Here is a 13,070-nt window from a genome sequence, read left to right as displayed (position 1 = left end):
CAGCATGGCTGTTACTGAAAAAGAATTACAGGAAATTCTAGACCAATATCCATCCAAAGTCCAGAAAAACCGAAAGAAACATATTTTGATCAAGGATGGAGAGCATGCAGCTCAAATCATTGAAGCCAACACCCGAACTGTTCCTGGAATAATCACTAACCGCGGCTGTGCCTACGCCGGTTGTAAAGGCGTAGTGCTTGGCCCGCTGAAAGATATGGTTCATATTACCCATGGCCCAATTGGTTGTGCCTATTATACCTGGGGTACGCGCCGCAATAAAGCCAAAAACGATGATCCCAGCCAATACTTCCTTAACTATAGTTTCTCCACAGATATGCAGGAAAGTGACATCGTATTTGGCGGCGAAAAAAAGCTGGCTAAGGTTATTGATGATGTGGTAGAAATCTTCCATCCGAAAGCCATTACAGTTTCTGCTACTTGTCCGGTAGGCCTTATCGGAGACGATGTGGGGGCGGTAGCCAAAGCGGCTGAGGGCCGGCATGGTATTCCCGTACTATCTTTTAGCTGTGAGGGCTATAAAGGTGTCAGTCAGTCTGCAGGTCACCATATCGCCAATAACATCCTCATGGACAGGGTAATCGGCGCCTCTGATATGGAAGAGGCTCCTGGCAAATATGCAATCAATATCCTGGGGGAGTATAACATCGGTGGCGATAGCTGGGAGATTGAGCGAGTTCTAAAAGAAATCGGCTATACCATCGTTTCGGTTATGACTGGCGATGGCACCTATAAAGATTTAAGGAACGCCCATACGGCTGAACTCAATTTGGTGCAATGCCACCGCTCCATCAACTATATTGCAGAAATGTTGGAGATTAAATACGGAACCCCCTGGCTCAAAGTTAATTTCATTGGTGTCAACGGAACGACTGAGTCCCTCCGGAACATGGCATTGTACTTCGGGGACGAGGCGCTTATCCAAAAAACCGAGGAAGTTATCGCCCGGGAAGTGGCTCGCGTTGAACCCTTGATGGATCAGTACAAAAAGATTTGCGACGGCAAAACAGCCTTCTGCTTTGTGGGTGGTTCCCGCGGTCATCACTATCAGGGTCTTTTTGCTGAATTAGGTATCGAAACCGTGCTGGCCGGCTATGAATTTGCGCATCGGGACGACTATGAGGGGCGCCAAGTAATTCCCACTATCAAAACCGATGCTGATACGAAGAACATTCCTGAACTGCATGTTACCACTGACGAACGGCGTTTTCGTCTGAAGGTATCGCCGGAAAAGATGGAAGAATTGAAGAAGAAGATTCCACTCAGCTATTATGCTGGTATGAATGCAGAAATGAAAGACGGCAGCATTATTGTCGATGATCTCAATCACTTTGAGACAGAAGAGTTTATCAAGCTCTTGAAACCAGATATTTTTGCCTCAGGTATTAAAGATAAATATGTTATTCAAAAGATGGGTATCCCAGCTAAACAGCTCCATTCATACGACTATAGCGGCCCATACGCCGGTTTCAACGGCGCAGTAAATTTCGCCAGGGATGTAAGCATGGGTTTTGCTTCCCCTACTTGGAACTTCATAGTCCCGCCATGGCAGGATGAACCTCTGCTCAGCGGTACTGTAAACGAGGAAGGAGTGGCCTAATATGCTGGACTGTACACCAAAAGAGATAAAACAACGCAACGGCGCAGTAATCAACCCTGCAAAGACTTGCCAGCCCATTGGCGCGATGTACGCTGCGCTCGGGATTCATAGCTGCCTGCCACACAGCCACGGCTCGCAGGGCTGCTGTTCTTTCCATCGTATGCACCTTTCACGGCATTTCCGGGAACCGGCTATGGCATCAACATCTAGCTTCACCGAAGGGGCTTCGGTATTTGGCGGCGGTGCTAACCTAAAAACATCTATTAAAAATGTTTTTTCTATTTATAACCCGGAAGTTATGGCCATTCATACTACTTGCCTCACTGAAACCATCGGCGATGATATCCCCAGTATTATTAAATCTGCAGAGGTTCCTGAGGGTAAGCTGGTCATCCACGCCAACACCCCAAGCTATCAGGGGTCCCATATTACTGGTTTCTCCAATATGACCAAGGGAATGGTTACCTATATTGCCGAGGCTACTTCCCCGGTAAAAAAAGAACAAGTGAACATTATTCCAGGGTTTGTTAACCCTGGCGATATGCGGGAAATTAAACGTATTGTCAAGGCTATGGGTATTAAGTTCATCATGTTCCCAGACACCTCCGGTGTTATGGATGCGCCGATGACAGGCAAGTTTGCCATGTACCCTAAAGGTGGTGCTACTGTAGCCCAAATCAAAGACAGTGGTAATTCCAAAGTAACCCTTGCACTCGGACGGTTTGCGTCCGGCGATGCGGCAGAGGCGCTGGTTAAGAAATGTCAGGTTCCGGCAGCAGTCTTAAAGACTCCGATTGGTATTAAGGCAACAGACTCTTTGTTGTTAGCTTTACGTCGGACCTTTGCCCAGGAAGTTCCGGCAGAGTTGGAAGAAGAGCGGGGTCAGTTAGTAGACATTATGACAGATACCCATTTTCACTTTCATGGTAAAACAGTAGCCATCTTTGGCGATCCTGATGTTGTCACCGGGCTTACTGAATTTGTTCTCAGCTTGGGTATGGTGCCACTGCATGTTCTGACAGGTACTCCGGGGGGAGCTATGGGTTCAGCTGTCGGTAGTTTTGAGGATGACGTTAAGGAACTTTTGACTCAGGCCGGGATTACCGCCAACGTTAAGGCGGGTGGCGATCTGTTTGCACTGCACCAGTGGATCAAGAACCAGCCAGTTGACCTCATTATCGGAAACACCTATGGAAAATATATTGCACGCGCAGAAGATATTCCCTTAGTACGGGTTGGGTTTCCTGTCCTGGACCGCAGTGTTCATTCCTACCTGCCGATTGTCGGCTATCGGGGAGCTATGCGGCTGATTGAAAGTATTAGCGGTGCACTCTTAGAACGGGCTGACCGTGATGCTGCTGACGAAGATTTCGAACTTGTCATGTAAGTAGACTGGAGGTGAAGCAAATGAGCGAGACGACTGTAGCCATTTCGGAACGAGAGCAGTTTATATCCACTAAAGGGCGGCGTAAAAATTCGTTGAAGTGTGATTCTGACAGCATTGCTGGCTGTGTCAGTCAGCGGGCTTGTGTATACTGTGGTGCCAGAGTGGTGCTTAATCCGGTTACCGACGCCATCCATCTGGTTCATGGCCCGGTCGGCTGCGCCAGCTACACCTGGGATATTCGCGGCAGCCTATCCAGCGGCTCAGAACTCTACCGCAATAGTTTTTCTACCGATTTACGTGAACAGGACATCATCTTTGGCGGTGAAAAGAAGCTGGCCAAAACCATTGATGAACTTGTGGCTAAACACCCGACAAAACTGATGTTTGTGTATTCAACCTGTATTGTCGGGGTAATTGGCGATGATTTGGCAGCTATTTGTAAGGCTGCTGCCAGCAGGAACAATATTGAGATTATCCCTGTAGAGTCAAGTGGCTTTATCGGTAACAAATCAGCCGGTTACCGGGCAGCCTGTGAGGCACTTTTGAAACTTATTGACCCGGTTGACCGGTACGAAGCTGCCGCGATCAACTACTTAGGAGACTTTAACCTGGCAGGCGAAGCCTGGATTATCAAAGACTATTTGGCACAAATGGGGATAAAAGTGAATACGGTATTCACTGGTGACTCAACCAGTACGACGCTTAAGGGAGCGGCTAACGTATCACTTAATATCGTCCAGTGTGCAGGGTCGATGAACTACCTGGCCGCCCAATTGCAGGAACTGTACGGCATACCCTATATGCAGGTGTCGTTTCTAGGGGTAGAGGATACAGCAAAATCCCTTCGTAGTATTGCTGATGCTATGGGCGGCGGTGAGATCCGGGCTAGGGCCGAAGTTCTCATTCGCCGGGAGACTGACCGGGTGTTGCCCCTTATTAGCAGATACCGGGAAAAATTTGAAGGCAAAAAAGCAGCCGTCTATGTCGGCGGCGGCTTTAAAGCCATCTCCCTAATCAAACAATTCAGGGAGATTGGTATTGAGGTTGTGATGATTGGTACCCAAACCGGGCGGCGCGAGGAGTACGATACCATCCATGAACTGGTTACTGATGGCACCGTTATTTTGGATGATGCCAATCCGGCCGAACTGGAACGGTTTATGACAAGTCAGGGTGCCCATCTGTTGGTCGGCGGCGTAAAAGAACGACCGCTGGCCTATAAGCTGGGGCTGGCATTTATTGACCATAACCATGATCGCAAACATCCCTTAAGCGGTTATGACGGCGCGGTTAACTTTGCGCAGGAAGTGTACTCTACCTTGTGTTCGCCGGTATGGAAATATACTGCTGCAAAAGGAGGTGGCTGATATGGAAAACCCTTGTCATATGTGTATGCCCATGGGCGGAATTTTGGCGCTCAAAGGGATTGAAAGGGCTATGGTTATTGTTCATGGCTCACAAGGCTGTAGCACCTATATGCGGCGTCATATCGCAGAGCACTTTAACGAGCCTGTTGATGTCGGGTCTTCTTCCCTAAATGAAAAAGGGACGGTATATGGCGGGGAATCCAATCTGCGCAAGGCACTTGATAACATTAACAGGGTATATCAGCCCAAGCTAATCGGCGTTGTTACGACTTGCCTGGCAGAGACCATTGGCGAAGATATTGCCAGGATAGTAAAAGAATACCGTCAGGAAAACAATCTTGATATGTCAATCATTGCTGCCAATACGCCCGGTTATGGCGGTAGCCACAGCGAGGGCTACTGGCTGACAGTAAGGCGGCTTGTTGAGACGCTGGCAACTCCTGCTGAGCGGCATAACAAAGTCAATGTGATTATCCCCAGCATGAGTCCGGCAGACATTCGTGAGCTAAAACGCTTACTGGGCGCTATGGATATTGATTATACCCTGTGCCCGGATATCTCTGACACATTGGACCAGCCGTACCTTCCGGCATATAGTAAGCTGCCGACAGGCGGCACACCTGTTGCCGATATCTGCCGCATGAGTGGAGCACCTGCGACAATCGAATTGGGTGTCACGATAGAAGACAGTGTATCACCAGGGAGGTATCTGCAAGATACCTTTGGAGTACCACTCTACTCTGTGCCTATCCCAATTGGTATTGAAAACACGGACGCCTTTATGGCTGTACTTGAGGCCATCAGTGGTAAAACACGGCCGGCTGCTATCGAACTCGAACGGGGGCGGCTTATTGATGCCATGATTGATTCTCATAAATATAACTTTGCTGGACGATGCGCCATTTTTGGAGATCCGGAACTGGTGTATGCCGTTACTCAGCTCTGTTTGGAAAATGGCATTCGGCCAATCGTGGCAACTGGGGATAAAAGCGGGAATCTGTCCAAGCTACTGCCGCAAAATGAAATGACAACTGAGACCGTCGTACTGTCAGACCCTGATTTTAGTTTAGTACAGGAGCAGGCCAAAGCCGGTAAGGTCAATATTGCAATCGGCCATTCTGACGGGCGGTTTCTTACCGAGCGGGATGGTATTCCGCTGGTGCGGTTAGGGTTTCCCATCCATGACCGGGTAGGGGGACAGCGCCTCTTATCTGTAGGGTATAGCGGCACAGCATTTCTTTTAGACCGGGTTACCAACACGCTGCTGGAAGACAGATACAAAGATTACCGTAAGAATATGTTTAATAAATATTTTGAACAGCCCAAAATTGAACTCCAAAGAAAGGGGGTGGCCGCTCTATGACGAGCGTGCTTACCGACAAACATCCTTGCTTTTCAGCTCAAGCCCAACATCAATATGCTCGCATGCACTTGCCGGTGGCTCCCCGGTGTAACATTAGCTGTAATTACTGCAGCCGCAAGTTTGACTGTGTGAACGAAAGCCGTCCGGGGGTAACCAGCGAAATACTGTCACCCCTGGAAGCGAAAGAGAAGTTTGAACGGGTCAAATTAGAGATTCCTAATCTTAGCGTAGTCGGTATCGCTGGCCCAGGAGATGCCTTGGCCAATTGGGACGAAACCAGGGAGACAATTGAACTTATAAAAAAGGTTGATCCGCGCATTCTGATCTGCTTGTCAACAAATGGTCTGCTATTGCCTGAATACGCTCCGGAGTTAATTAAGCTTGGCGTCAGACACGTAACCGTAACCGCTAACTGCACTGATCCAGTCGTTGGAGCACAAATTTATGGGACGGTGAATTACCAGGGTAAACGTTATGTGGGAACTGAGGGCTCCGAAATTCTCTTAAATAACCAGCAGGAAGGGATTATGTATCTGGCTGGACATGGCGTTACCGTCAAAGTAAACATTGTTATGATAAAACTGGTTAATGACTGGCATGTGCCTGAGGTTGTAAAAAAAGTAAAACAGCTGGGGGCCTGTATGACAAATATCATGCCCTTTATCCCGGCGCCCGGCAGTGTGTTTTCCGGTCTGCCGCAGACAAACATGCGTGATGTTACAGCCGTTCGGGCAGCCTGTGCCAGTGAACTGAGACAAATGAGTCATTGCCGCCAGTGTCGGGCTGATGCTATTGGCCTACTAGGCCAAGATCGCGCCAATGAGTTTAGAAGCTGTGCCAGCCAAGTGGAACCGGTTGAGCCCAAGCCAGTACCGTTTGTTCCTCACTATAAGGTTGCGGTTACCAGCAAATTTGGCAAGTTGGTTGATTTGCATTTCGGTCAGGCTGAAGAGTTTCAGATCTATCAGGTTAATGGCAGCCGCTATGAACTAGTGGAGACTCGCCAGTTAGAAAAATATTGCTCCGGCAATGCTGCCTGTGACACTGAAGATGGGCGGAAAGACGCTCTGCTAATGGCGCTGGCTGACTGTGATGCTGTGTTGACCATGCGCATTGGCTATCAGGCGCAAAAGCGGCTCTTAAAGCGGGGTATCATGTCAGTCGAATATTGCTATACAGTGGAAAGCGGGCTTGGCTATGCCACAGAGCAGCTTGACTTAAAATCAGCCGCCGTTTAGGTGCAAAAGGAGGTAGTAAAATGGCGCGGGAAATAGCAGTGTTTGTTGGTGAAAACGGCAGTACTGCCGCCCTGGAAGAACCGGGAAAAGTAATTGTCTACCGCCGCCAGAAGGGAAAATGGCAGCCGGTCAGCGAGACAAAGTTTCAGCTTGACCGCTCAAGCGGTATGGCCGGAGTGCGGCAACAACTGACTGCGATGATTGAATTAGTAGGTCTATGCCGTGTGTTTGTTGCCCGGACCGTTTCCGGTCTTTTATACAAAGAACTTGAACAGGCCGGTTTTAGTATTTGGGAATTTGATGGCCGTCCTCTAGAATTTCTGGAATATGTGTTAATTCAGGAAGAACTAGCCGCACGCCAGCCAGCGCCTCTGAAGGCTGTAGCCCCGGCTGTTGTTGAGACTGGGCCGGGCTGCTATCAGGTATCGCTCAAAGAGTTGCAGCAAAGCGGCAGTGGACTGACCTCTAAGCAAGTGCTGCAACCACTGTTAAATGGCAGCTTTTATCATGTAGAAGTCTTATGCAGCCATATCCCCCCCTGGTTGGAGGCTGAATGGGTAAGCGGACGATTTGACTGTAATGTAGAGCGGCTTGCCGATGGCGTTAAGCTGGTAATTAAAAAACAAAGTTGCGGGTGATTTACATGAGCAAGCTAACCTGGATTGATCAGACACTAAATGCAGCCGTCAGGCGCCAGTTTACCAGTGACCAACTGGCGGAGGTTGCCAGCTTGCTTTCAAGACTGGGGATTGGGCAGGCTGGTATTTGCATGGTGGATTGGCAGCGGTATCGTCCGGATTTGTCTGGGGCGCAACAGTACCTTGAACTCTGCGGTATGCTGGACATATCGGTTTGTGAACTCGAATGGGTAGAGCAGGCAGGCATCAAACACGTAGTGGTATCTGCTAGCGTTGCTTGCCAGGCTGATTTTACAGTGAAGCTGGAAGCGGTTATAGCTGAAGCCGGCAGGCGGGGATTACAAGTTACGTTGCTTTTAGAAGACTTCGCCAGTCTGGCAGTACCAGAACTATTAGCTGTTGTGCCCAAGATCAGCAGTTATCCGGTAGCTGCCGTTATTTATGGTGATAAGGCAGGAACGGGACATTCGTTTACCACCTTTGATCAAATAACTGCTCTAAATAATAGCCTGAATTGTCCTGTTGGTATCCAGGCCGGCAATGCTTATGGCTTGGCAACTGGTAATACGCTGGCCGCGATGAAAGCCGGCGTCAGGCTGGTAGTAACGGCAGTAGCCGGAATCGATGGCTTTGCTCCCTGGGAAGAGGCCCTTATGGTCGCCAAACAACTAGCAGGAATGGACGTTGAGATACCGCCTAATCTGGCGGCAGGCTGCCAGCAGGTGCTCTCGGCGCTACGACTTACGATACCGGAGAACAAAGCCATTATTGGTCCGGCTATTTTTTCTCACGAGTCCGGGCTGCATGTTGATGGTGTCAATAAAGACCCTTGGTTGTATGAGCCGTTTGCTCCAGAACTGGTAGGGTTAAGCCGGCAGCTTATTATTGGCAAGCATTCAGGGACTACAGCACTGAAAACTAAGTTCGCAGCTTGGGGTATACGACTGGAAGACGCTGAAACTAGAAGGCTGCTTGCCAATGTACGGGCGTTAGCTGTCAGGCAAAAGACGGCGATTAGCGATGACGAATTACGACGCCTGTACCTATCAAGCTGAGAGGAGCAAACATATGCAAGAACTCAATCAGGGTGTCATGATTGATACCACCTTACGAGACGGCGAGCAAGCGGCCGGGATTGTATTTACGGCCATGGAAAAGCTGGCTATTGCCACTGCGCTTGATAAGGCTGGGGTAACCTGGATCGAAGCCGGTACTCCGGTCATGGGGCAGGAAGAAGCCGAAGCTATGCGTTTTATTCTTGATGCCCGCCTAGAAGCAGTGGTATTTGCCTGGAATCGCGCGTGCCGGGAAGATATTGAGGCCTCGCTCGCGTGTGGCTTTGAATTTTTGCATATATCTGTTCCTGTATCAGATCTTCATATCCACCGTAAGCTAAAGAAAAGCCGCGAGTGGGTGCTGAATCAACTGAGGAGTGCTATACTTTTGGCGCAAAGCCATGGCTGCTACGTGTCAGTTGGCGCCGAAGATGCATCAAGGGCCAGTTCCGAACACTTTCTTGAACTTGCTGAACTTAGTGCCAGCCTGGGGGCTGTGCGCATCCGTTATGCTGACACAGTGGGTCTGTTAGATCCGTTTTCCACCACTGCGATCATGGCCGACTTGACTGCTCGCTGCCCGCTGCCAATAGAATTTCATGCTCACAATGATTTTGGTCTTGCTACAACCAATACGTTAGCCGCCTTACAGAACGGGGCAGTATTTGCCAGTGTAACGGCAGCCGGTATTGGGGAGCGGGCAGGTAATGCCTCGCTTGAGGAAGTTGCAGCTGCGCTTATTGAGATATACGGGATACCAAGCACAATCGACTTGGCGTTGGTAAAAAAAATAGGCTGCCAAGTAGCAGCCTTGAGTGGCCGGCGGATTGTTCTGCCACCGGAACTTTAAACGATCCTAGAAATTTGATGTGCCTGTCCGTTTATTAGTCTTTACGGGCGGGCCTTTTTGATGTTTTCCTGGATTTGGTGATTGGTGCGCGGACTCGCCAGCACCGTAACTGAGGACAGGTTCTTACTAAATCCTTTACCGTGAGCGTATTTAATCGTAGTTTTCACGGCAGTACCTCCTGTTGTAGTAGGTTATCTGTCTAAGCGCTGGTAGAGCTCCCGGTACTTTCTTAGTACGGGATCGGCAGCCAAGTCGTTGTCAGGGCTGAGATCAAGCGCGGCTTTAGGGCAGAATTCTGAGGAAAACTCACAGGAGCTGCTTTCAATACAACCATTGCAACCCATGATTTTGCGCATCAGCACAAAATCACCTCCTGAGGGAATTATTGAGCGTTAGAACATGTAACGCTTACTATAGTGTTCCGAAAACAACCGCTAGATTATTACCGGCTCTCTATGCCAATTTTTGATGTATGAGATTCAGCATGCGAACTCCCGCAGGTTGGTTTATTATCCATAAAGACAATGGTATAATATAGTAATCGGGACTACATAGGAAAAGTGGTGGAGCATGGTGCGAACAGGCCAAGTTGGACAACTGTACGAATCAGGCCAGGACAAGCTGGAAGAAAAAATTATGTATCGGTTGGATAGTGACGGACATGGGCTTGTTATTGTCAAAGCAGGAATTATTAACCAGGAAGTAGAAAATATTCAGTACGGTGCCGCTGAGCTAAGTATATACATTGATGGCCCCATTATTTTTTTACTCTTTAAGTTTGGAACCGACAGCTGGAATGATGCACCGTTTTCCTGGCACACTGTGCCGCGGGGGATTCGCGTGTATCCGGAAGAAGTCGCAGATACTGCTACGCTCAAGGTCACCCTTGTGGATGCTGGGGACGGTATTGTCCGGGGCGTACGGGAAGTGGCGATGACTCCGGAATTTGCCGGTAAGCTTAACGAGGTTATAACGATCCAGGCTAATGGTAGCTTTAATGGTCTGTCCTATGCTAAACATTTAAACATCGTGTACAACCAGTATACTGCCGAAGATATGGCAGACATGGCCAGCGTGCATATGATTTCCTAATAACTTATAGGTTGAGAGGAGCATATTTCAATGAGTGAATTTAAAAACTGGCACAACCAGACGATTGCGGCCAAAGTTGTTGAAGCTCTGCAAAAGAACAAATTTACTGCCTCCTATGTCAATACCAGACAAGAAGCGTTAGACAAATTGGCTGCGCTGATCCCTGGTGACGCTACTGTAGGCATAGGCGGCTCTTGGACAATTAAAGAAGTCGGGATTGATACTTTGCTGGAAGAGCGGGGCAACACTGTGTTCAACCATAATAAACCAGGGCTCTCGCCGGAAGAGACTCTGGCACTGCGCCGCAAACAAATGACGTGTGACGTATTCTTAACAAGTACTAATGCCCTGACTTTAAAAGGTGAACTTGTCAATGTCGATGGCGCCGGTAACCGGGTTGCTGCTATGATCTTTGGCCCCAAAAAGGTTATTGTTATTACAGGCATAAATAAGATCGTTACTGATGTTGATGCCGCGATGGACCGGATTGAGCTGTTTGCCGCTCCTATTAACAACAAGCGTCTAAGTCGCCCTAACCCATGTACTGTGACAGGTGAATGCATGGACTGCCAAGGGCCAACCCGGATATGTAATGTTACTACAGTCATGCATAAGAAGCCGGCGGTTACCGATGTAGAGATCATCATTATCGGGGAAGAATTAGGTTTTTAATTAACACTGAATATCCAATTCCAAGGCAGCGCACTACACCGTGCACTGCCTTAATTTTTTTGGGGCTTGTACGAATAATTAACGAATACCAGCGGCTCTCCCCTCATATATGTTATTGTCTTAGGCATTTACAAAAGGGGATGGCTGCATGGGTAAACAGGTATGGAAACAGGCTCTCTTATTGATCTTTGGGTTTATCGCATTTATTTTGCCAGCTCACGCACAGGCTGCGGCACAGGAAGCTTTGCCTCAAATTATCGTTAATCTTCCTAGCCGTACCCTGGAACTGTATAAGGGCAATGCTTTGGTGAAGGAATATCAGGTTGCCATTGGAAAACCTGATACTCCTACGCCTACTGGAGAATTCTCGATAATCGACAAAGAGATCGATCCGGCGTGGTATCCCCCCGGCAAAGGCTATGTCGTGCCATCCGGGCCCAGCAATCCCTTGGGTTATCGTTGGATGGGGATTGGCTCATTGTATGGTATTCATGGCACAAATGCTCCCTGGTCAATAGGACTGGCTGTTTCTAACGGCTGTATACGGATGCAGGAAGCAGATGCTGAAGAAATATTTGAACTTGTTGGCCCTGACACACCGGTCAAGATTGAGTATGAGCGAATTAAAGTACGAATTGATACAAAGGGGCAGGCGTCTATTGGCATTTATCCTGATGTATATAGTCGGCAGAAAGTGACGCTAGCTGGTGTTAAAGCGGCGCTGGGGCAGGCGGGTCTGGATGATTTAGTTGACGATGCGTTTTTACAGACACTCATTAAAACTATTCCTGACCGTCAAGTTATGTTTGCTCAGCTCCATAATCTTAAGATAAACGGGACATTGCGTCCTGAACGGATAATATCCTGGAAAGGTAAAAAGCATGTACCGGTCTTGGCTCTGGCCGATAGTTTACGTACCAACGTAGTCTGGAATGCAGGCAATCAGACAGTAACCCGTCAGAACCAGACGGTTCCTGGTGTTAAACGAGGCAATACCGTATATGTTAATATTGATCATCTGCCAATATTGTTCGGTGGGCGGGAAATCTGGAATGACAGCCAGAACTGCCTAGAGCTGATGCTGCCTATTGCCAAATTTGATGGCCATATACTGTCAGGTGATATTCAACGTATCGGCAATACCTTGGCAATACCGGCCCTTACCGTAGCAAAAGAGTTAGGCGAGCGCGTAACCTGGCGGCCCAATACGGCCGAACTGCTTATACACGGCAAGCCGACACCTGTTAAGCTTATCGGAGGACAGCCGTTTATAACAATAAATGATATCGGTAAAGTCTATAATATGGCAGCCGTCTGGGATGACCAGACGCAGATCATAGATCTGGTCTATCCTCTGTATCCTATTGACTACTCTATGTACCTTGATCCGGGTGAAGAATATTTGTGAAAAGCTAGTACCCTGGGTAAAATTACCTGTATAAAGTAGATTGACATAGGCAATTGAGGCGTGATATTATAAGTAAGTCGCCAATTGGTGCGGCAAAATATTCCAAAACAGGTAACGTACAGTTAGCTTTGGAGTAGAGAAGAAGTAAATATATTATGTTGACACGATGAAATAAACGTGATAACATATAAAAGCTGTCAAATTCAGCAGCAGTGCGAATGCGACAACCAATATGCAAGAACGTTCCCTGAAAACTGAACAATGTAAAGTAATGCATCATAAAATGCCAGATGTGCGTTGTGCTACTTGTAGCACAAACAAAAACATTTTTTTTGATTTAATGAGCCGATAAACGGCTTCAATAAATACACTTTATTGGAGA

The 13,070-nt window shown here is 48.2% G+C and carries 13 protein-coding genes; 11 read left to right on the top strand and 2 right to left on the bottom strand.

All coding sequences use genetic code 11. From position 1 onward, the window contains the following. The first annotated feature begins 4 nt into the window (after positions 1-4). The 8 genes from nifD to VN447_RS17100 are packed head-to-tail and all read left to right on the top strand — an operon-like array spanning position 5 to position 9,516. Positions 5-1,618, top strand: coding sequence for a nitrogenase molybdenum-iron protein alpha chain (nifD, locus tag VN447_RS17135; RefSeq protein WP_325526566.1), 1,614 nt, complete (start codon positions 5-7; stop codon positions 1,616-1,618). A 1-nt stretch (position 1,619) separates the two neighbouring features. Beyond that, entirely contained in the window at positions 1,620-3,005 is a 1,386-nt protein-coding gene (gene nifK / locus VN447_RS17130) for a nitrogenase molybdenum-iron protein subunit beta (protein ID WP_325526565.1), read from the top strand. A gap of 20 nt (positions 3,006-3,025) precedes the next feature. Continuing rightward, positions 3,026-4,372: a nitrogenase iron-molybdenum cofactor biosynthesis protein NifE gene (gene nifE / locus VN447_RS17125; protein ID WP_325526564.1), complete on the top strand. Its 1,347-nt coding sequence runs from the start codon at positions 3,026-3,028 to the stop codon at positions 4,370-4,372. Between the two features lies 1 nt (position 4,373). Continuing rightward, positions 4,374-5,735, top strand: a complete 1,362-nt coding sequence (locus VN447_RS17120; RefSeq protein WP_325526563.1) for a nitrogenase component 1 — start codon at positions 4,374-4,376, stop codon at positions 5,733-5,735. After that, a complete protein-coding gene (gene nifB, locus VN447_RS17115) occupies positions 5,732-6,973 on the top strand; it encodes a nitrogenase cofactor biosynthesis protein NifB (RefSeq protein ID WP_325526562.1) in 1,242 nt (413 codons plus the stop codon). The genes VN447_RS17120 and nifB overlap by 4 nt, the downstream gene beginning before the upstream one ends. 20 nt (positions 6,974-6,993) lie before the next feature. Beyond that, on the top strand, positions 6,994-7,611 hold the full coding sequence (locus VN447_RS17110) for a Fe-only nitrogenase accessory AnfO family protein (protein WP_325526561.1): 618 nt from the start codon (positions 6,994-6,996) through the stop codon (positions 7,609-7,611). Positions 7,612-7,616: 5 nt separating this feature from the next. Next, complete coding sequence (locus VN447_RS17105) at positions 7,617-8,666, top strand: homocitrate synthase/isopropylmalate synthase family protein (protein WP_325526560.1); 1,050 nt, start codon at positions 7,617-7,619, stop codon at positions 8,664-8,666. A gap of 13 nt (positions 8,667-8,679) precedes the next feature. Further along, entirely contained in the window at positions 8,680-9,516 is an 837-nt protein-coding gene (locus VN447_RS17100) for a homocitrate synthase (RefSeq protein ID WP_325526559.1), read from the top strand. A 41-nt stretch (positions 9,517-9,557) separates the two neighbouring features. Here the strand turns inward: VN447_RS17100 and VN447_RS17095 are convergent, their stop codons facing one another. Both VN447_RS17095 and VN447_RS17090 read right to left on the bottom strand, forming a co-directional pair. Continuing rightward, complete coding sequence (locus VN447_RS17095) at positions 9,558-9,683, bottom strand: hypothetical protein (RefSeq protein ID WP_325526558.1); 126 nt, start codon at positions 9,681-9,683, stop codon at positions 9,558-9,560. A 24-nt stretch (positions 9,684-9,707) separates the two neighbouring features. After that, positions 9,708-9,878 (bottom strand): hypothetical protein, encoded by a 171-nt coding sequence (locus VN447_RS17090; RefSeq protein WP_325526557.1) that lies wholly within the window; start codon positions 9,876-9,878, stop codon positions 9,708-9,710. Positions 9,879-10,086: 208 nt separating this feature from the next. Here VN447_RS17090 and VN447_RS17085 point away from each other — a divergent pair, with 208 nt between their 5' ends. The 3 genes from VN447_RS17085 to VN447_RS17075 all read left to right on the top strand — a co-directional run bounded on the left by VN447_RS17085 (position 10,087) and on the right by VN447_RS17075 (position 12,688). Further along, on the top strand, positions 10,087-10,608 hold the full coding sequence (locus tag VN447_RS17085) for a hypothetical protein (RefSeq protein ID WP_325526556.1): 522 nt from the start codon (positions 10,087-10,089) through the stop codon (positions 10,606-10,608). Positions 10,609-10,638: 30 nt separating this feature from the next. Further along, entirely contained in the window at positions 10,639-11,280 is a 642-nt protein-coding gene (locus VN447_RS17080) for a lactate utilization protein (RefSeq protein WP_325526555.1), read from the top strand. A 148-nt stretch (positions 11,281-11,428) separates the two neighbouring features. After that, entirely contained in the window at positions 11,429-12,688 is a 1,260-nt protein-coding gene (locus VN447_RS17075) for a L,D-transpeptidase family protein (RefSeq protein ID WP_325526554.1), read from the top strand. Positions 12,689-13,070 lie beyond the last annotated feature (382 nt).

The organism is Sporomusa sp. (genome assembly GCF_035561155.1).
GTDB lineage: Bacteria > Bacillota > Negativicutes > Sporomusales > Sporomusaceae > Sporomusa.
The sequence above is the reverse complement of the archived record's forward strand: the minus strand, read 5'-3'. Positions and strand labels throughout refer to the sequence as shown.

What these genes read in the sequence shown, in the direction of transcription:
- nifD (WP_325526566.1), top strand. Translation starts at nt 5, where the DNA reads ATGGCTGTTACTGAAAAAGAATTACAGGAAATTCTAGACCAATATCCA.
- VN447_RS17120 (WP_325526563.1), top strand. Translation starts at nt 4,374, where the DNA reads ATGGAAAACCCTTGTCATATGTGTATGCCCATGGGCGGAATTTTGGCG.
- nifK (WP_325526565.1), top strand. Translation starts at nt 1,620, where the DNA reads ATGCTGGACTGTACACCAAAAGAGATAAAACAACGCAACGGCGCAGTA.
- VN447_RS17080 (WP_325526555.1), top strand. Translation starts at nt 10,639, where the DNA reads ATGAGTGAATTTAAAAACTGGCACAACCAGACGATTGCGGCCAAAGTT.
- nifE (WP_325526564.1), top strand. Translation starts at nt 3,026, where the DNA reads ATGAGCGAGACGACTGTAGCCATTTCGGAACGAGAGCAGTTTATATCC.
- VN447_RS17105 (WP_325526560.1), top strand. Translation starts at nt 7,617, where the DNA reads ATGAGCAAGCTAACCTGGATTGATCAGACACTAAATGCAGCCGTCAGG.
- VN447_RS17100 (WP_325526559.1), top strand. Translation starts at nt 8,680, where the DNA reads ATGCAAGAACTCAATCAGGGTGTCATGATTGATACCACCTTACGAGAC.
- nifB (WP_325526562.1), top strand. Translation starts at nt 5,732, where the DNA reads ATGACGAGCGTGCTTACCGACAAACATCCTTGCTTTTCAGCTCAAGCC.
- VN447_RS17085 (WP_325526556.1), top strand. Translation starts at nt 10,087, where the DNA reads ATGGTGCGAACAGGCCAAGTTGGACAACTGTACGAATCAGGCCAGGAC.
- VN447_RS17110 (WP_325526561.1), top strand. Translation starts at nt 6,994, where the DNA reads ATGGCGCGGGAAATAGCAGTGTTTGTTGGTGAAAACGGCAGTACTGCC.
- VN447_RS17075 (WP_325526554.1), top strand. Translation starts at nt 11,429, where the DNA reads ATGGGTAAACAGGTATGGAAACAGGCTCTCTTATTGATCTTTGGGTTT.